Here is a 17,170-nt window from a genome sequence, read left to right on the forward strand (position 1 = left end):
CTAAAATAATATGAATGGGTGAAGGTAAATGAAAAAACTACTGGGTAATCTAAGACTTTTCGCGAAAATTGGTATACTTATTCCCATTATCACTATATTTCTAGGTGGCATGTCCTTCATAAGTTATTTAAAAGCCTCCAACGAACTTGGAAACTCGATTGAACATGAGATGTCATTATTAGCTGACGATGTGTCTAATTCTGTTGAAAATAAATTACATGCACATAATCAGCTTATCTATAGTGCTAAATCTGCGATAGAAACTGCAGATAATAGCATGTCAAGAGAACAATTTACACGTTTTGCTGAGCAATTACTGCCATTAAATAAAGAAACCTATGGAATGGGGCTCTGGCTAGAAAAGGATGCTGCTAATGGAGAATTCTTTGGACCATATGCCTATAAAGATGGAGAAAATATTGTCTTTACAGATGTTTATCAAGATCCAGCCTATGCCTTCCATCAGCAGGAGTGGTACAAAAATAGCTTACAATCCAATGATATTATACATACGGAGCCTTTTTTTGATGAAGCATTAGGAGAGATGTTTATTACTTTTGGTATTCAAGTTCTACAGGGGCAAACCCCAATTGGCGTTATCACAGGTGATTATGTTCTTGAATCTATCCAATCTATTGTTTCGGAGGTGAAAATACGAGAAAGTGGTTATGCATTTATAATTGATGATAAGGGAACATTTTTAACACATCCAGATGTGAAAAAGGTAAATCAAGAAACGGTACAGGATTACTTAAAAATCCCTATCGATCAATTTGCTGGAGATAAAAAACTAATTCAAACAGAAGTTGATGGTAAAGAATACACATTACAATATAAACAAATACAAGGAATGCCTTGGAAGCTTATGTTAATCGTTCCGACAACTGAGCTATATAGTGAAGTACAAGCAATGCTATATCAACAAATTATTATTAGTATTATTCTTATCTGTGTAATATCCGTAATTATTTATTTAATTGCACGCTATATTCGTCAGGAAGTGCATACTATAAATGGCCATTTAGGCAATCTAGCTACAGGCGATCTGACTCAAAGAATGTCGATTAGTACAAGAGATGAATTTGGTGAGATGGCACAGTATTATAATGATTCAGTAGATGCATTGGGAACAATGATGAAGCAAATCGTAGCTGAAACAGACACAGTTGCTTCCGCTGCAGAAGAACTGACAGCTAGTGTCCAAGAGGTTAATAAATCCGTCACAGAGGTAGCTGTCTCTATGCAGCATGTAGCAGAGAATACGAGCAAGCAACAGACAGTTAGCGACCAACTAGCTTCAGTCACATCTGTTTTAGGTGAGGATATGCATTTTGCTGTCAAGGCCTTAGCCAGTGCCGTTCAGCAATCTGCAGCAACCTCTCAGATGGCAAGTGGAGGCTCCAAGCAAATTCGTACCTTCGTGAATGAAATTGCTGAGTTGCATACACAGGTGGAAAATAGTGCAAATCTGATAAGTAGCTTAAAAAATCAATCCGTCCAAATCGAAAAGATGAGCGAACTGATTTCATCCATAACAGATCAAACAAATTTATTGTCCTTAAATGCAGCGATTGAAGCAGCACGTGCAGGAGAAGCGGGAAAAGGCTTTGCAGTGGTTGCAGGGGAAGTCAAGGCATTGGCAACTCAAACAAGCCTTGCATCACAAGACATTGCCACTGTTGTTCGGACAATTCAAGAGCAAGTCAATGAGGCTGTCTCGATGATGGAACAAAGTCGTAAAATTGCTCACCATGGCATTGATTCTGTACAACAGGCTGGAAGCACATTTGATACAATCAGCAGTGCGATTGAAGACTTAAAACATACGATTGAAAAGACGAGTACCAATACATCAAATGCCTTTGAAAAACTACATGACATGACTTCGAAGGTTCAAGAGATAAGTCAGCAAGCAATGGCGACAAATGATCATACATTAAATGTGTCAGCAATTACAGAGGAGCAAGCTTCTACGATGAATGAAATGGCCGTAGCTTCTGAGCAATTAGCGCATCTGGCACAGGATCTTCAAGAGGAAACAGGTAAATTTACTATATAGTAATTGAAAAGGTCGTCGTCCAATTATTTGGACGATAGCCTTTTCGAATATAGAATGAGTTTTTTATTTGAAATTATAGTGATTTCCTTACCAAGTAATAGGAGAAGACAATTCTAGTGTTCTAGGCCTAGTAGCAACCGTGTTGGATCACAGGTGGCTTGTATAAATAAAGGCATGTTAAATGGTATTATAATGATAGATAGGTAAATTTGTAATAAAGCTAAATATGAGATTGAGAAGGGATGTATTATAAATGGAAATTAGAAAGCCAAACAACTTAGAATTAGAAGAAATTATAGCTCTTTCACCACAAGCTTTATTTGATGGTACACTGGGCGGAGTAAGAGCAACTAAAGAAAAAGTTTTAAACCTTATAGAACCTCTTCTAAAAAAAGGGTGCTATTATTTGATAGCAACAGACAATAATGAGTTAATGGGATGGATTTTGATTGGGGAAAATAAAGACCAATTTACGGAACAATTAAACGGGTTTATTTATGAGCTATTTGTAAAAGAAACATTTAGAGGAAGAGGTATTTCCAAAGAATTAATGAATGTTGCCATTGAACAATTGAGACAAGAAGGATATTCTGAAGCCAGACTTAGTGCTTACGTAGGGAATAATGCAATCAAGCTATATGAAAAAATGGGATTTAGTTTAAGAACGGTAAGTATGAAATTACAGTTATAGAAGTCCTTATTCAAACAAAAAATGACAAATGACCAGGACGCCCCCTTGTGTAGCCAGTCTTAAAAAAGACTAGGTAGCCATCTGGTGTCGATATTCTATTGGTGCTAGACGGTTGAGCGGTTTTTTTGAAGTGTGAGAAAAACGGTTCAATGCAGGTATTATCATCGCAGTTTCCTTTGCGGGAATGCTACTGCTGATACCGAACTAATTCTAATTCTCGCAATTCATATTAGGTGCGATCTGGAATGAAGCTAGCTTTGAGTAATCCGTGATGAAGTAACTTGTCGCTCCATTCCGCATCTTTAACATCCGACTTACGACAAGGAGCCGCTTTGATTGCCTTCCAGTGTTTATAATGCATGCGGGAATCGATTCTTTATGAGTATCTATATTATTTTGGGCAAAAGAAAAACAGCTCTCACAGTTCAGAGTGAGTAGCTGTTTTTTGCTATGTTTAATCTTTATTATGCTTTACACTACGCAATGCTTTATAATTTAAATGTCAACTAAGCCTTGATATATAAGGCTATATAGCTTGTTTTATATATCACTTTGTACCCTGAAAATAGTGAGTATTATCTAAATTTAAATGCTTCAAAGTCTATTGTGATATCGTTATTATGGGATTTCAATTGCTTAGTGAAATGCCTGACCATTTTTTCAGGACCACATAGATAAACTTTGGTATTTGCTGGTACATGATAACTTTCAAATGACAGCCTGTCCATTTGGATAGTATCAATAAAATTCACTTTAAAATGAGGGTTAGTCGATGCATACCCTTGTAAAAAGTCTTTATAGATAGCATTGTCCTCACCCCGGTATGTGTAAAATAATTCGATAGGACGATTAATGGGCTTGGCTTGCAAATAGGATAAAAAAGGAGTAATTCCGATGCCGCCTGCAATCCAAATTTGTGATTGTGGCCCTTTTTCAAAATTTAATTGCCCGTACGGCCCATTAAGTGCAACAGGTGTATTTATTTTTATAGAGTGATAAACTTGCTGTGTAAAATCTCCAAGTACCTTTATGGTAACGGAAATTTTTTTACCACCTCCGCCAGAAATTGAAAAAGGATGTGGTGCCTTTTCTAGTCCATCTTGAAAAAATTTTATAAAAACAAATTGCCCGTATTGATAAGGAATTTTTTTATCAAGTGTAATCTCGAGCTCAATTGCATTCTTGCCCATTTGTTGAATGCCTGTAATTTTACCTGTGTATTTAAAAAACATATCCTGATACATCGTTAGCATATATAATGCCGACATAAATCCTATAGTTGTCGTAATGGCAGTAAAAATGCCTAAAGGTGTAGGTTGTAGTAAGTCATATTTGCTAGAAAAATATGCATGATATATTCCGAATGTATAGGGAATAAGCATGAATCGATGAATAACTCGCCAGTGTTCATATTTTAGAAATTTTGCAAGCAAGGCTATTAAAATAAGAGCGATAAAGCCATATTGTCCAAGCTCCCCCAGTTCTTTTGAAAATTCACTAAGAGAAGTTTCAAACCTTTTATCCATATCTGGAACCCTTTCCTGCAACTGTCCATGTAAAATCACCAATGCCAGTGAAATAATAGCTATATATTTATGGTAGCGATAGACATTTTCTAGACCATGAAACCACCGATCTAACATTTTCATTCTAGTTGATAATAAAAAAACAAGAAAGAAACCGGTAATTGCCAAGCCTCCAATCATGTGACTAAGCTTATCCAAAGAATGGAGCGGCTCTACGGGTGTAGCAAAAAACCAAAGTAAAGAACTGGCTCCCATAATAAGTATAATAAGTGTAATACCTCTGATTGATTTCATAAATAACCTCCAGTCCTTATTTTTATCGAAAATCATCCTATATATACAATAAATTCCTGAAATGATTCTGAAAATTAAGTGTAATTATCGTAGTTTTTACAGTTTACCTCAGCTAGAAATAAAAAGGGAGTGTATGTTCGGAATATATGTTCCCTTTTAGGGGAAGGTGTGTTAAATTAAGGAGGATCAATCATAATAGACATGAGAGGGGAAGTCCTATGCAAGGGAATACTCATATTGTTGGGGGCATTACTGCTAGTCTAGCCTTTGCGCAAATTTCGAATGATAATCCACTTCTTTTAGTAGGGGCAGGTATTATCGGTGCATTACTTCCAGATATATGCCATAGCGGCAGCAAGATCGGGAGAAAGTTTCCCATCATTTCAAAAATGGTTAATAAGTTGTTTGGACATCGATCCTTTACACATAGCTTACTTTTTTTAATTTTAATGGTGATGGTGCTACATACTTTAGTTCCTTTTAAAGTGATTTCAATAGGAATTTTATTAGGAATGGCAAGTCATATTTTTCTGGATATGTGGACAAAAAAGGGTGTTAAATTGTTTTTTCCAGTATCCATTTCTGTCCGTTTCCCACTAACCACCAGAACAGGCAGTAAAGTTGAAAAAGTAGTATTTATGTTGTTAACGTTGCTATCTGTATATTTTAGTTATGAATTAATAGTTAATCTACTGGGTACCTTATAAGCAATAAAACCCGAGTAAGAAAATATTCTCATACTCGGGTTCATTGTTTTCAGTTCATTATTCAGCCTGTACCTCTTCTACCGTTTTTTCGACTTCTACTCGTGTCATTTTTTCACGGCCATCCTTCATCGCCTTCAAAGTTTTATGAGCAAGTGCTAGTGGTAAACGGCAGAATAAAAGGACTGTCCGTTTATTGATATCCTTCATATAAAGATCAGCTTTCGCAAGGTTTTCCTCTGCGTATGCAAATAAATCCTCTCGTGTCCAGCCATCCGGAACAAAGCTTACGCCACGCTCATCCATATCCTCGTGCTGATTACGTAAAATATTCACAGCCTGAAGACCGCGTCCATAGCCAATCGCTAAATCGCGATCTGTTTGAATATCTGCACCCCACGCCCAAAGCTCAGACAACATTGTGCCAACAAGCCCTGCAACATAGTATGTATAATCATCTAAATCCTCACGAGTGTGTACTTGCCAGTTTGCTTTTGCCCATTTGGCCATCCCAAAAGACATCTCACTCGTTGATGCTTGGACAATTTTTCGTGAGCCTTCAGGACAGAAAGTAAGCCAGTCTGCTAAGCGAAGAGATACTTCAGGTAGCTCATCAGCATATGGTGCTAATAATGTTTCATATGCTTCAGCATCAAATGTTTCCTTTAATAATTCACTCGTTGCAGTCAGTAAATCAAATTTTACATCATTTGAAAGCCTTTCATGGTCTTCAATTTCATCAATAGCACGCATAGCTAAATAGGCAGCAGCCACTGACATTTTCAAATCATTTTTTAAAAAAGTAATCGGTATATAAAAAGTGCGGCTAGTTTCCTTTAAAACCTGCATCGCTTCTTTATAAAGTGTTTTTTGATCTTTCACTACTATTCCTCCGTTCACATGGTCGTACATCTATAGTATATCGTATCGCAAATGTGAGGAAAGATAAAACAGATTGTTTAATTTTCTAGTCATATTCTTTGAAAACGCTTAAAAAAGATGATAAAGTTTAATAGTAAACTATTTAGTTCTATACATTATTTCATCAAAATAATGGCTGGACTTATGCACTACAAAATATGACATTGAGGGAGTTTTATTTATGGGACGTTTAGATAACAAAATTGCAATTATTACAGGTGGCGCATCAGGCATGGGTGCTGCAATGGCAAAATTGTTTGCGGAAGAAGGAGCTACCGTTATTGCTGCTGATATTAACGAAGAAAACCTAGCAAAAATTTCTGAGCTAGAGCATGTAGAGGGAATGAAATTAGACGTTTCTTCAGATGAAAACTGGGCAGAGGTAACGAAAGCAGTCATCGATAAATACGGACGTATTGATATTTTAATTAATAATGCTGGTATTTCATCTGAAAAGGGTCCTGATCAAATTTCGCAAGCAGACTGGACAATTATGCATAATATCAATGCTTTTGGTCCATTCTTAGGTATTAAACATGCTTCAAACTATATGAAAGTAGCAGGAAAAGGTTCTATTGTTAATACATCTTCCTACACAGCAATTATTGGTGCGGGCATGAATGCTTATACAGCATCTAAAGGATCACTACGTGCAATTGCTCGTGCAGCAGCCGCTGAATTAGGAGCTTTTAACATCCGCATAAACACTGTTTTCCCTGGTGTAATCGAAACACCAATGACAGCTAAATTATCTGAAGCAAAGGAAGCGATGGATATGCTTGTACAAGCTACACCAATGGGTAGACTTGGGCAACCGGAAGAAGTTGCTAACGCTATTTTGTTCCTTGCATCAGATGAGGCATCTTATATTACAGGTGCTGAACTAGTGATTGATGGCGGGTATTCAGCTCGTTAATAATATTTGAAAAAAAGAAAGTGGAAATGTGTGTTTATTCATACATTTTCACTTTTTTTGTTCTTTTAATAGAAAAATGATAAAGTAATAAAAATGCTTTCGCAATAAAGGTGAAAAATAGAAGTATTTTGATATTTTTCGTGTTTTTTTCATGAAAGTTTGCTAAGTTATTGCACAATCATTTCAACAGCGTTAAAGTTTAGAAAGGGCAAATAAACAATTACATGGGACAAAAATGGTAACTGTAATTTTGCTGGTGATATTAATAGAAGATACGTCAGGATTTTGACACAATAACTCCTTGCAAAATCCAATGACAAAGTGGGGGCATGAACTTTATTCAGCAGGCATTTAAACGCATCCTGAATAAAAGCAAAATCTAGTATATATCTCACCGTTTAAATAGAGATTGTACTGAATAAAGTTAAAGGAGAATGGTATGCCAAAGGCTATAGGTATTGATGCAGGCGGCACATTGACAAAAGTTGCTTATTTAGATAAGCACAATGAGCTTGTTTTAACAACTTTTCCGTCGAATGATTTGTTGGCTGTAAAGGATTGGATTATTAAACATCCAGATATTGAGGATATTGGTGTTACGGGAGGGCGTACAGAGCAATTACTGGAAGTCATAAAGGCAATGAAATCGATTCATTATATAGTAGAATTTGAAGCTACATTGAAAGGTGTTCGATTTTTGCTACATAAAGAAGGCTATTTCTTCGAGCGTAGTATGATCACGAATATTGGTACTGGGACTTCAATTCATTATATGGAAGGCAATACGCATATTCGTGTTGGTGGAACAGGTATTGGCGGCGGAACTTTAATTGGATTGTCAGCGCTTACAACGGGTATTACAGATTACAATGAAATAAGAGAAATGAGTTCACATGGTAATCGGGAGTCTATTGATTTACTAGTTAAAGACATCTATCAAGGGATGGATACACCAATTGATGGACATCTAACAGCTAGTAATTTTGGGAAGGTCGGTATTACTGAGTTTGTCAATCATCCAGCAGAAGATATTATTGCTACTGTCCAAGGCCTTGTAGGAGAGGTGATTACAACACTTAGTATACAATATGCTGAGGAGAAAAATGCGCAACATATTGTTTATATTGGCTCTACCTTAAGCAATAACGATCATCTGGCTCGCGTAATTGCCAATTATACACGTACAAAAAAACATATACCCGTTTTTATAAATGACCACGGTTTTTCTGGGGCAGTTGGAGCGTTACTAAATATATCTGAATATACAATTGTCTAAAAGGGCAAAAAGAATGTACATTACTAAAGAAGATTGGTAATGTACATTTTTTTATACATAAATCCTCTACCATTGAAGTTTTCACCAAAGCATAAATCCTTTATTCCTGAGCACATTACAGGTAGGAGGTGAATATCTGTGGGCAATAGAAATAATAAAAACAGTAAAAAGACGATGAATGTTAGAACACATAATCCTTTCGGTACCTACAAAAGCAAAGACCTCGATAGAAGTAATAGTAATAACAATAACCCGAACGACAACCTGAATGAAGAATTTTCGGCTGAATTTGATGCAAAGGCTAAAAATAAAGATAATAAAACAAACCACGATAAAAATCAGCAATCCAATAAAAAGAAATAACTAAATTTGGAGGGATTAAAAATGGCAAAGAAAAATAAAACAAGCTTTAAAAAGAAAAAGAAAGAAGATGTCCATAAAAAAAATGATCGGGAAGAATATTCAGCAGAGTTTAATCAGGTAATTCATAATAACCCTCAGCAACCGAAACAATAATCAAAAAATGCTCCTAAAGTATGCTTTGCTTTTGGAGCACTTATTTTTTGCTTTGTACAACAGTTTATACATCAAAAGGGGATATTAAATTGAAAAAATTTGGTTTAATAGCGGGTACTATTCTTGTATTACTTACTTCACCATTACATATTCCAACGGCTGTTTTTGCCCAACAGGAGGCTCCAGCCTATGCCAAGTGGAGTATAGTGGCGATTAAAGAGGTAAGGATTAAATATCCACAAGCTAAGATAGTGGATTATTTGCATGAGGGAAGAGAAACTCAAGGGGATAAAACAATCGAAAAATTTAAGCTATGGCTAAAACAAAGTGACAAGGAATTTGGGGTCTATGTAAAAATCCATTATGTCACAAAGACAAGTAAGATAGAAAACATTGAATTACAGGAAGTAACCTCATAATGCTTAAAGTTAAAGGGTGCCTGGCAAAAGGCATCCTTTTTATGTGCGCAAGCAGTGTATGAAAATAGGATGTAAGTTACGGACTCTGAAGACAGAAGTAGTTGTAGCCAAGAGCAAGGGTGTCCGTGGCGACGCGGAGTCTAAAGGAAGCTGGCGGCAAAAACTGTTGGAGGAACACGAATCGCATAGAAGACTAGGTATGATTGGATGTATGTGTTTAACAATACCAAGTACGCTTTCTGTCTAATTGAGGAGGATAGTGGGAGAAATGATGAATCCGACAGGAATCACTAAAGAAGGCTGATAATACAAATGGCAAGAAGAGATAGAAAAAAGTAATTCAATTAAAGAAATATTGTTAGAAAATAATGAATTGACAAATATATTACTTTGGTTTAAAGTTACCAATAAATTGATAGGAGGGATAATATGCCGATTTTAAATCGTCTAACATCAGCAACTAAACAACATCATATTCATTAGTCTTGCTATCTTTATTAATTTTTTAATATTGAATAGGAAGACTATTTCTCATGAAATCGTATTATAACTAAGCCGAAGTTGGAGCTTATGTATGTACGGTTTTTTTATTTTCTTAAAAACAAAGGAGTGTAGATGATGAAGAAAATGGATTATAAAAATGTTAGAGGAACACAAGATTATTTACCAGAGCAAGAGTGTATACGTCGTAATATACGTCGCACGTTAGAAGACACATTTATAGCATACGGGTGTAAACCACTCGAAACACCAATTTTAAACTATACAAGCTTAATGGCCTCTAAATATGCAGGAGGTGCTGAGATCTTACAAGAGATGTATCTGTTATCAGATAGAGGAGAACGTGACCTGTCGCTACGTTATGATTTAACAATTCCTTTTGCAAAGGTAATTGCAATGAACCCTACATTACCAATGCCATTTAAACGTTATGAAATTGGCAAAGTGTTTCGAGATGGTCCGATTAAAGCTGGGAGATTTCGTGAGTTTACACAATGCGATGTAGATATCGTAGGGGTTGATTCACAAGCAGCAGAAGCAGAATTGATGATGATGGCAATAGATGCATTTGAAAAGTTAGAGCAAGATATTGTTATTCAATATAACAATCGTAAGTTATTAGTTGGCTTACTTGGAATTTTCGAAGTGGATGCTAATTTCCAAAGCCAAGTTATTCTGATACTTGATAAAATTGAAAAAGTGGGAAATGCCGCTGTTTTAGCGGAATTAAAAGAAATAGGTCTGAAAGAATCAGCAATAAAAAGTATCGAACATTTTTTACAAGACAATAGAAAAAATACACTTGCTTATTTCGTACAATATGAGGAGCCTTTAATTCAAGAGGGATTAGCCGAAGTGTTAGAACTAGAACGTTACTTAGATATGCTTGGCATTACGGAAAGTTGTCTATTTAATCCACTACTGGCACGCGGGCTAGAAATTTATACTGGCACGATTTATGAAATCTTCGTACGTGATGGTCGAATAAAATCAAGTATTGGTAGTGGGGGGCGCTATGACAATGCAATTGGTGGTTTATTAGGGGGAACAGAAAAGTTTGCGACAGTAGGTATTTCATTTGGGTTAGATGTTATATTTACAGCTATGATGTTAGGTAAACAAAAGAATCCGCAAGCCCCAATTGATATTTATATTATTCCCATAAATACAATAGCTGAGTCTCTTGTATTAGCCAAGGCTTTGCGTAAGGAGCATCGTGTAGAAGTCGAGCTTAGTGGGAAAAAAATAAGAAAAGCGATGGATAAAGCAAATCGTGAGAATATCCCATTTGTCATTGTCTTAGGAGAAGAAGAAGTTACGCAAGGTCAATATATTTTAAAGAATATGCACACAGGAGATTCTTCTATTAAAAGATTTGTTTTTTGATTCCTTATTTTAAATTACTTCAATAACGACTGTAAGTATCATTTAAGTATTTAATCCTTATTAGAAAATTCACTATATGGGTATTATAAATAGCTCTTCTTTTGATAAATCTTTGTTCAAAATGGGGGGAGATGTCCTAAATATTAAGCACATTTTAATCCCCATATTTTAAATCAATAGAGCAATTCCTGTTGTATTGCTCTTTAGAAAAAACAAGTCATTTGATTCAAAAAACTATATATAATCCAGCAATAGTAATCCCCAAAATAGTGCAAAGGGAAACATTTGTAAATTACATGAATTAAAGGAGTTGGTTGTATGTTATCTTAAGTGAAAAGTGTTTAACACGTATGAGGATCATAGAGACATAATATAGTAGAAAGAAAATGGTGAATGAGAGTAGGATTTATATCTACCTTTCACCATTTTTATTTTGGAAAAAAATTGATATTTTTAGAGATACACAATGCTTTAAAGTTTAAAAAATATTCTAATATTTTTTAGTGAAATACGATACATTATTTATACATAAAATGTTAATATAAAATCATTATTACATAATATGTATATATTGTGTGTTGGTGGTGATATAGAATTGGAACTACATATATTAGAAGGTGAAAATGGTAAATTCCCTCTACTGTTAGATGATGAAATGAAAATTGTTAATCCAGTATATGAATATATGAAAAAACTAAAATCAGACAACAAAGCAGATAACACCTTAATAGCGAATGGTAGGGATTTGAAAATATATTGGGATTTTCTTATCCATAATTATTATGTTTATGATGAAATAACACCAAGACATATTCAGCAATTTAGAGAATTCCTTTTCAAAGAAAACCCATATGACAGTACACCTGTCCTATATCAAGAAAGTAAACGTACTCCCACTACAATTAACCGTATATTAAGTACCATATATAACTTCTATGTTTATTTGGGGGAAGTTCATGAAGTGGGAAATCCGATACTTATGAAAGAGATCAATCGTGGATTTAATGTGTTTAAAGGCTTTTTAGAACATGCTCGTGCAACCAATACAACAGTTCATTCCATATTTAAGGTTAAAGAGGTAAAGAGTGATTTTAATATCCTTACCTTAGAACAAATTAAACAAATCCGCAATGCTATAGATAACAAACGTGACCGTTTAATTTGGATACTTTTAGCAAGTACAGGAGCAAGGATACAAGAAATATTAGGGCTTCAAATTAACAATGTTCCTTATATTGATCACTCTGAAGAAATGAGTATTTTGAAAAATGTTAAATCAAAAGGAAAGAAACGAGATATTTTAATACCCACACACACTTTAATTGAATTAGATAACTACATCATGGAAGAACGGTATAACGTTGATGTAGACCACGATTATATTTTTGTCGCTTTAAACGAACGGGATAAAGGTAATCCATTGTCCTATTCTGCAATCTACCAATCATTTAAAGATATCCAAGCTAAGGTTGGTTTTAATTTTAACTTTCATGACTTACGACATACCTTTGCAACCAATTTAGTTGAAGTAGGGATAGATGTTATTGTGATCAAAGGCATTATGGGGCATAAACACGTATCTACTACTTCACAGTACATTCATCTTGCTAAAAAATATGAAAAAAAAGTCTTAACTGATTATTGGAAGAAAGTCGGAAAATTAGAGGTTTATGATGAAAGTGAATTATCCTAAAGGTGATTTGTGGAAGTTAGAAGAAACCAACAAAGGCTCTGTAAATTACGGTAAAATCTATTCATTTGATTTTTCCTTTGTTACAAGTGAAAGTATAAAAAAGGTTATCAAACAATATATTTGGTCAACATGGAAGGATGGGAATAATTCCTTAGCTCATCTTTATAATAATTTATTATTTTTTAAAAATTTTAATCGTTTTGCCGAACAAAATCACATCCATTCTTTTCACGAATTAACAAATAGACATGTTAATTTATTCTTATCTTTTTTAAATAACCAAGTTGGTGAAAGGACTAAAAAACCCTTTGGTTATAACCATAAAAAGAATTGTCTTGATGTACTTAAAGCAATAATTCGTTTTGGCCAATGGAATTTACCTAATGTAGTACCCACTATAAACATTTTTACAGGAAACGAATTTGGAAATATCAATAAAGTGTTGAAAATTGATTTCATACCCGATGATGTCGTTGAACAAATCAAACAAGCTTTAAAGAAAGAAAAAAATCCATATATCAAGTGGGGTATTACGATCCTACAAGAAACTGGCATGAGGATATCCGAGTTACGATTATTAAAAGTGGATTACCTTCAAAAGCATCCAGTACATGGTTGGGAGTTGAAATGGTTGGATAGCAAAAAACAACAACTCCGAAAACCTACACCTATCAATGTAGTTTGTGTTAAAGCCTTTCGTCAACTTGAGAGATATACTTCTGAATTAAGAAAAGAAGCAGATGAAAATACGAAAAATTATTTATTTCTTCACAAAGCAAGAGGTCACAATAAAAATCCAGTAAGTGTACCAACTCATAGCGCTTATAATTATTGGTTTTCATCATTTATAAAAAGACATAACATTCTTGACTCAAATTGTGAATTATATAATCTAACTTCACATCAGTTCCGAAGAACCCTTGCTACTGATATGCTTTCCAAAGGTGCAGAATTACAGTCCGTTAGTAATTTGTTAGGACATTCAAATGCGAGTGTTACATGGAAACATTACGCTACTGTAAAAGATAAGGAACGAGCTGACGTGTTTCGAACTATCGGAATTATTGGAGATATTAATAAGGTGGACGATTCAACTATTCATCTAGAAGATCGAAAATGGTTTTTTGAAAACAAAGACAAAGGAGCAAGGTTAAGAGATGGTTATTGTACCAAGCCATTTGAAGGTGAAGATATATGCTCTACCTATTTAAAAATGCAGAATGTTTTGGATGCAATCGATTTGTGACGACACCCCAATATCTTGATGAACATAAAAAGCATTTAGCTGACTTAGAAAAACAAGTAGAAGTAAATAGAGAGTTTGGTGAACACTTTGTAAACCATTACAAACCTACGATGGATATTTTGAGATATATTATTAAAAAGTTGGAGGAAATAAAATATGGACAAAACCAAACAACAAGTAAGGATTAATGATTCTCAGCTGCATGATACAACAGTTGGTAATTCGAAATTTCAGGATGATGTTTGGGATTTATCCATTCTAATTAAATCTAAGACTACAAAGAAATCTCATAAAATAATTGATTTTTCGTATATTCATAGTGAGGAAATGAAGGAAGTCATTAAAATTTACTTGTACTATCTATTAAGCAAACTTAAGCCACAAACGGTATGGTATAAAATTGTCAAAATGCGTTTGTTCATTAGTTACTGTAAAGAACACTCCATTAATAGTTTTCAAGAAATAAACAATGCAATATTAATAGATTTTGCAATATATTTAAAAAGCCAAATATCAAAACAAGGGAAACCTTTTGCACCAGCTACATGTTATGCATGTTTTCAAGCAATAGAAGAATTAATTGAAGTAGGACAAATTGAAGGTTGGTTTGTACCAAATCAAAACTTAACAAAAATTTCGGTTCAATTTTCAAAGCAAAGGAGAACAGAAGTAGAAGACAGAAAAACCCAATCTATTCCTCCAAAGGTTTTTAGCGAAATATTAAAATTCGCCATACACAAAGAAAATAATATATTAACAAAAGCAGGAATTATCATTCAAAGTCAAACAGGATTGAGACTTAGCGAAGTATTAGGAATAAAAAAAGGGTGTATTTCTAAAACATCACATGGTGACTATTATATGATTGTCCGTACATCAAAAACAGAGAAAGATGACTCCGTAACACATAAAATATTCGTGAATCAGTTGGTTGTAGATACTGTAAAAGAATTAGAAAAATATACAGAGCATCTCCGTAAGGAAAGTGGTTATGAAGAACTGTTTCTTATTCGATATAATGGTATTATCGTATTAAAAACAAGTAAATTCCAAGAAAATCGCATACCTAACTTTATGAAAAGACACGACATTCGAGATGAAAATGGTCAGTTGTATAAGTTGAATAGTCATCAGTTCAGAGTTAACTTTGTCAACGATTTAATTGATAAAAAAATTCCTTTGACTTTTATCATGAAACACTTCAATCACGTTAGTATTGAAATGACAGCTTGGTATAGTCGATTAAAGATGGAGAAAATTGCTCAAATGATGAAGGATATTCTGAACCCAAATAGTAAAATCGCAGGAATAAACGCAAGTATTATACAAAGAAATCTAAGTGAACAATTTAAAGGGAAAACCGAAGAAGAGATCGAAACATTTGTCTCCGAACTTTCAAAGAATATGTATGTAAACCCACTACCTACCGGTGTGTGCCTTCAAGATACTCGTAGAGGTGATTGCGACAATGGAGATGGCTGTATTTTCATCAACTGTCCTAACTATGTCACAACTGAAAATTATTATCCAATCCATAAACGTGAATTAAACCTCTTAGAGAGCGAAATGAAGCGTTATGAAAACGATGGTAGGGTACGCGAATATCAACGCTTAAAAGCGAAGTGGATATACTTAAAGCCGATTGTAGATAGTTTGGAGGAACAAATTAATGAAAAATAACACATATGGTATTAAAGAACATGCAAGAAAGCGAAATCAAGAAACATTAGAGAAAGTCGATAAAGCAATAAAACGACTAAAACGTTCTAAAACGAAGAATATTAACTTTAAAACAGTCGCAGAAGAAGCAGGGATAGCAACAGCTACCCTTTACAACAACCTACAATTAAAACAGCGTATAGAAAGTTTAAGAGCCCTACAGAAAGCAGAAAAAGAAGCTGAGAAACAAGCAAAGAAAAATAATAAGTACCAAGATTTAGAGGAAGTCATTTTAACACCAACCCAAGCAAAGATCAAAAAAATAAAAGCTATGCACGAAGAAATAAAAAAGTTAAAAGTAGATAAAAAGAATCTCATTATTCAATTAGTCGAGATGGAAGAATTGAAGGCTGAGAATAAAAAGCTACGTGAGCAAATAGAAAAGGTTATTACCTTAAAAAACGAAAACATTTTTTGATTTTGGATTAGGTTCCATTGCTATACAGATCCCGGATGTTAAGGGAATGCACCATAGTTCATCGACCTTCCTATTCCAGCCTTATTTTCATTCTCTGTGGTGAAGAACGGCTCAAAGATTTTAGCTGATGATATTTTGAACTGTTTAAAGATTACCTAATTCTGTTCTAAAGGACAGAATCATGCTAAACTATTGTATAATTTTCTAAATCGAAAGAATAAAACTGTTCCCGTGAAAACCCTAGGCATTGTATAAGGTTTTCATAGGAACAGTTATATTTCTGTCTTTTTATCATTAGTTTATAAAAAAGCTTAGGAATCTACCTCTGATCTAATTTTATTCCATTCTGATTTAATATGTTTTTTTATTGCTGACTCAAATAAAGCAAACTCAATTTTTAAAAGGCTAAGTACTAACTTTTTATTGTTTAGGTAAATTAGTTGCTCTGAATAATCGATTCCTCTATTTTTTAGATCCGTATGTAAAATAGACACATCATTATTATATGAATCAAAATAATAGTCATGTAACCATACTAGGTTATTAATTTTAACTAGTAGTTCTGATTCATTTAATCGAGTATCATTAAGTTGATACTCAATAAGATTTTTTAAACTATACATTTTTTTACGATCTATAGGTTCTGTTGGATTAGATGTGAAATTATAGATGAGCGCATTGAAATCTGAAGAATTTATTTTTAAATTTTTCATTGACTCAATTCGTTCTTTTGTAACTGAATTTGTATATATTGTATTTTTATTGATTTTTATTGTAAAGAATAAAGTTATTATTGTAACTGTTGCAGTTATTAACGATGTAATTAAAGATATTTTTTGAGCATCTTTTAAATCTATAAAACTTTGTAACATCGGTCAAACTCCT

17 protein-coding genes are annotated in these 17,170 nt (G+C 34.0%); 14 read left to right on the plus strand and 3 right to left on the minus strand.

Annotated elements, in window-relative coordinates; genetic code table 11:
* Nucleotides 1-28 precede the first annotated feature (28 nt).
* Together AC2CGN_RS05025 and AC2CGN_RS05030 are read left to right on the plus strand one after the other, a co-directional pair.
* The gene (locus AC2CGN_RS05025) at nucleotides 29-2,059 is read left to right on the plus strand and encodes a methyl-accepting chemotaxis protein (RefSeq protein WP_484512500.1); all 2,031 of its coding nucleotides are present in this window, start codon (nucleotides 29-31) and stop codon (nucleotides 2,057-2,059) included.
* A 253-nt stretch (nucleotides 2,060-2,312) separates the two neighbouring features.
* Entirely contained in the window at nucleotides 2,313-2,750 is a 438-nt protein-coding gene (locus AC2CGN_RS05030; RefSeq protein ID WP_286925992.1) for a GNAT family N-acetyltransferase, read from the plus strand.
* Between the two features lie 575 nt (nucleotides 2,751-3,325).
* On the opposite strand, the gene AC2CGN_RS05035 is transcribed toward AC2CGN_RS05030, so the two are convergent.
* Nucleotides 3,326-4,570 carry a ferredoxin reductase family protein gene (locus tag AC2CGN_RS05035; RefSeq protein WP_429984973.1) on the minus strand — a complete coding sequence of 415 codons (1,245 nt, stop codon included), beginning with the start codon at nucleotides 4,568-4,570 and terminating at the stop codon, nucleotides 3,326-3,328.
* 218 nt (nucleotides 4,571-4,788) lie between these two features.
* Between AC2CGN_RS05035 and AC2CGN_RS05040 the strand changes: the two genes are divergently transcribed.
* The gene (locus AC2CGN_RS05040) at nucleotides 4,789-5,277 is read left to right on the plus strand and encodes a metal-dependent hydrolase (RefSeq protein WP_484512503.1); all 489 of its coding nucleotides are present in this window, start codon (nucleotides 4,789-4,791) and stop codon (nucleotides 5,275-5,277) included.
* Between the two features lie 57 nt (nucleotides 5,278-5,334).
* Here AC2CGN_RS05040 and AC2CGN_RS05045 read toward each other — a convergent pair whose 3' ends face one another.
* On the minus strand, nucleotides 5,335-6,156 hold the full coding sequence (locus tag AC2CGN_RS05045) for a squalene/phytoene synthase family protein (protein WP_429981271.1): 822 nt from the start codon (nucleotides 6,154-6,156) through the stop codon (nucleotides 5,335-5,337).
* Between the two features lie 220 nt (nucleotides 6,157-6,376).
* Here AC2CGN_RS05045 and AC2CGN_RS05050 point away from each other — a divergent pair, with 220 nt between their 5' ends.
* The 11 genes from AC2CGN_RS05050 (at nucleotide 6,377) to AC2CGN_RS05100 (ending at nucleotide 16,285) form a co-directional block, all read left to right on the plus strand.
* Nucleotides 6,377-7,111 (plus strand): SDR family NAD(P)-dependent oxidoreductase, encoded by a 735-nt coding sequence (locus AC2CGN_RS05050; protein WP_429981272.1) that lies wholly within the window; start codon nucleotides 6,377-6,379, stop codon nucleotides 7,109-7,111.
* A 439-nt stretch (nucleotides 7,112-7,550) separates the two neighbouring features.
* On the plus strand, nucleotides 7,551-8,387 hold the full coding sequence (coaW, locus tag AC2CGN_RS05055; RefSeq protein WP_054770428.1) for a type II pantothenate kinase: 837 nt from the start codon (nucleotides 7,551-7,553) through the stop codon (nucleotides 8,385-8,387).
* 138 nt (nucleotides 8,388-8,525) lie between these two features.
* Complete coding sequence (locus AC2CGN_RS05060) at nucleotides 8,526-8,750, plus strand: hypothetical protein (protein WP_283871774.1); 225 nt, start codon at nucleotides 8,526-8,528, stop codon at nucleotides 8,748-8,750.
* A gap of 21 nt (nucleotides 8,751-8,771) precedes the next feature.
* Nucleotides 8,772-8,903, plus strand: a complete 132-nt coding sequence (locus AC2CGN_RS05065) for a hypothetical protein (protein WP_283871775.1) — start codon at nucleotides 8,772-8,774, stop codon at nucleotides 8,901-8,903.
* Between the two features lie 89 nt (nucleotides 8,904-8,992).
* On the plus strand, nucleotides 8,993-9,322 hold the full coding sequence (locus AC2CGN_RS05070; protein ID WP_286925998.1) for a DUF3889 domain-containing protein: 330 nt from the start codon (nucleotides 8,993-8,995) through the stop codon (nucleotides 9,320-9,322).
* Between the two features lie 627 nt (nucleotides 9,323-9,949).
* Nucleotides 9,950-11,209: a histidine--tRNA ligase gene (locus AC2CGN_RS05075; protein ID WP_484513160.1), complete on the plus strand. Its 1,260-nt coding sequence runs from the start codon at nucleotides 9,950-9,952 to the stop codon at nucleotides 11,207-11,209.
* A 595-nt stretch (nucleotides 11,210-11,804) separates the two neighbouring features.
* The gene (locus AC2CGN_RS05080) at nucleotides 11,805-12,902 is read left to right on the plus strand and encodes a tyrosine-type recombinase/integrase (protein ID WP_484512506.1); all 1,098 of its coding nucleotides are present in this window, start codon (nucleotides 11,805-11,807) and stop codon (nucleotides 12,900-12,902) included.
* Entirely contained in the window at nucleotides 12,883-14,148 is a 1,266-nt protein-coding gene (locus AC2CGN_RS05085) for a tyrosine-type recombinase/integrase (protein WP_484512508.1), read from the plus strand. The genes AC2CGN_RS05080 and AC2CGN_RS05085 overlap by 20 nt, the downstream gene beginning before the upstream one ends.
* Complete coding sequence (locus AC2CGN_RS05090) at nucleotides 14,145-14,336, plus strand: hypothetical protein (RefSeq protein ID WP_484512510.1); 192 nt, start codon at nucleotides 14,145-14,147, stop codon at nucleotides 14,334-14,336. Before AC2CGN_RS05085 ends, AC2CGN_RS05090 begins: the two co-directional genes overlap by 4 nt.
* Nucleotides 14,305-15,828 (plus strand): tyrosine-type recombinase/integrase, encoded by a 1,524-nt coding sequence (locus AC2CGN_RS05095; protein WP_484512512.1) that lies wholly within the window; start codon nucleotides 14,305-14,307, stop codon nucleotides 15,826-15,828. Before AC2CGN_RS05090 ends, AC2CGN_RS05095 begins: the two co-directional genes overlap by 32 nt.
* Nucleotides 15,818-16,285, plus strand: a complete 468-nt coding sequence (locus tag AC2CGN_RS05100; RefSeq protein ID WP_484512514.1) for a DUF6262 family protein — start codon at nucleotides 15,818-15,820, stop codon at nucleotides 16,283-16,285. Before AC2CGN_RS05095 ends, AC2CGN_RS05100 begins: the two co-directional genes overlap by 11 nt.
* Before the next feature lie 311 nt (nucleotides 16,286-16,596).
* On the opposite strand, the gene AC2CGN_RS05105 is transcribed toward AC2CGN_RS05100, so the two are convergent.
* Nucleotides 16,597-17,157, minus strand: a complete 561-nt coding sequence (locus tag AC2CGN_RS05105) for a hypothetical protein (RefSeq protein WP_484512516.1) — start codon at nucleotides 17,155-17,157, stop codon at nucleotides 16,597-16,599.
* Between the last annotated feature and the right edge of the window lie 13 nt (nucleotides 17,158-17,170).

This window comes from Lysinibacillus sp. DFXJR4, assembly GCF_057196045.1.

Bases quoted from the DNA above. Each gene is read 5' to 3' on its own strand.
- AC2CGN_RS05025 (WP_484512500.1), top strand. From the start codon at position 29: ATGAAAAAACTACTGGGTAATCTAAGACTTTTCGCGAAAATTGGTATA.
- AC2CGN_RS05040 (WP_484512503.1), top strand. From the start codon at position 4,789: ATGCAAGGGAATACTCATATTGTTGGGGGCATTACTGCTAGTCTAGCC.
- AC2CGN_RS05075 (WP_484513160.1), top strand. From the start codon at position 9,950: ATGGATTATAAAAATGTTAGAGGAACACAAGATTATTTACCAGAGCAA.
- AC2CGN_RS05105 (WP_484512516.1), bottom strand. From the start codon at position 17,157: ATGTTACAAAGTTTTATAGATTTAAAAGATGCTCAAAAAATATCTTTA.
- AC2CGN_RS05050 (WP_429981272.1), top strand. From the start codon at position 6,377: ATGGGACGTTTAGATAACAAAATTGCAATTATTACAGGTGGCGCATCA.
- AC2CGN_RS05035 (WP_429984973.1), bottom strand. From the start codon at position 4,570: ATGAAATCAATCAGAGGTATTACACTTATTATACTTATTATGGGAGCC.
- AC2CGN_RS05085 (WP_484512508.1), top strand. From the start codon at position 12,883: ATGAAAGTGAATTATCCTAAAGGTGATTTGTGGAAGTTAGAAGAAACC.
- AC2CGN_RS05065 (WP_283871775.1), top strand. From the start codon at position 8,772: ATGGCAAAGAAAAATAAAACAAGCTTTAAAAAGAAAAAGAAAGAAGAT.
- AC2CGN_RS05095 (WP_484512512.1), top strand. From the start codon at position 14,305: ATGGACAAAACCAAACAACAAGTAAGGATTAATGATTCTCAGCTGCAT.
- AC2CGN_RS05100 (WP_484512514.1), top strand. From the start codon at position 15,818: ATGAAAAATAACACATATGGTATTAAAGAACATGCAAGAAAGCGAAAT.
- coaW (WP_054770428.1), top strand. From the start codon at position 7,551: ATGCCAAAGGCTATAGGTATTGATGCAGGCGGCACATTGACAAAAGTT.
- AC2CGN_RS05030 (WP_286925992.1), top strand. From the start codon at position 2,313: ATGGAAATTAGAAAGCCAAACAACTTAGAATTAGAAGAAATTATAGCT.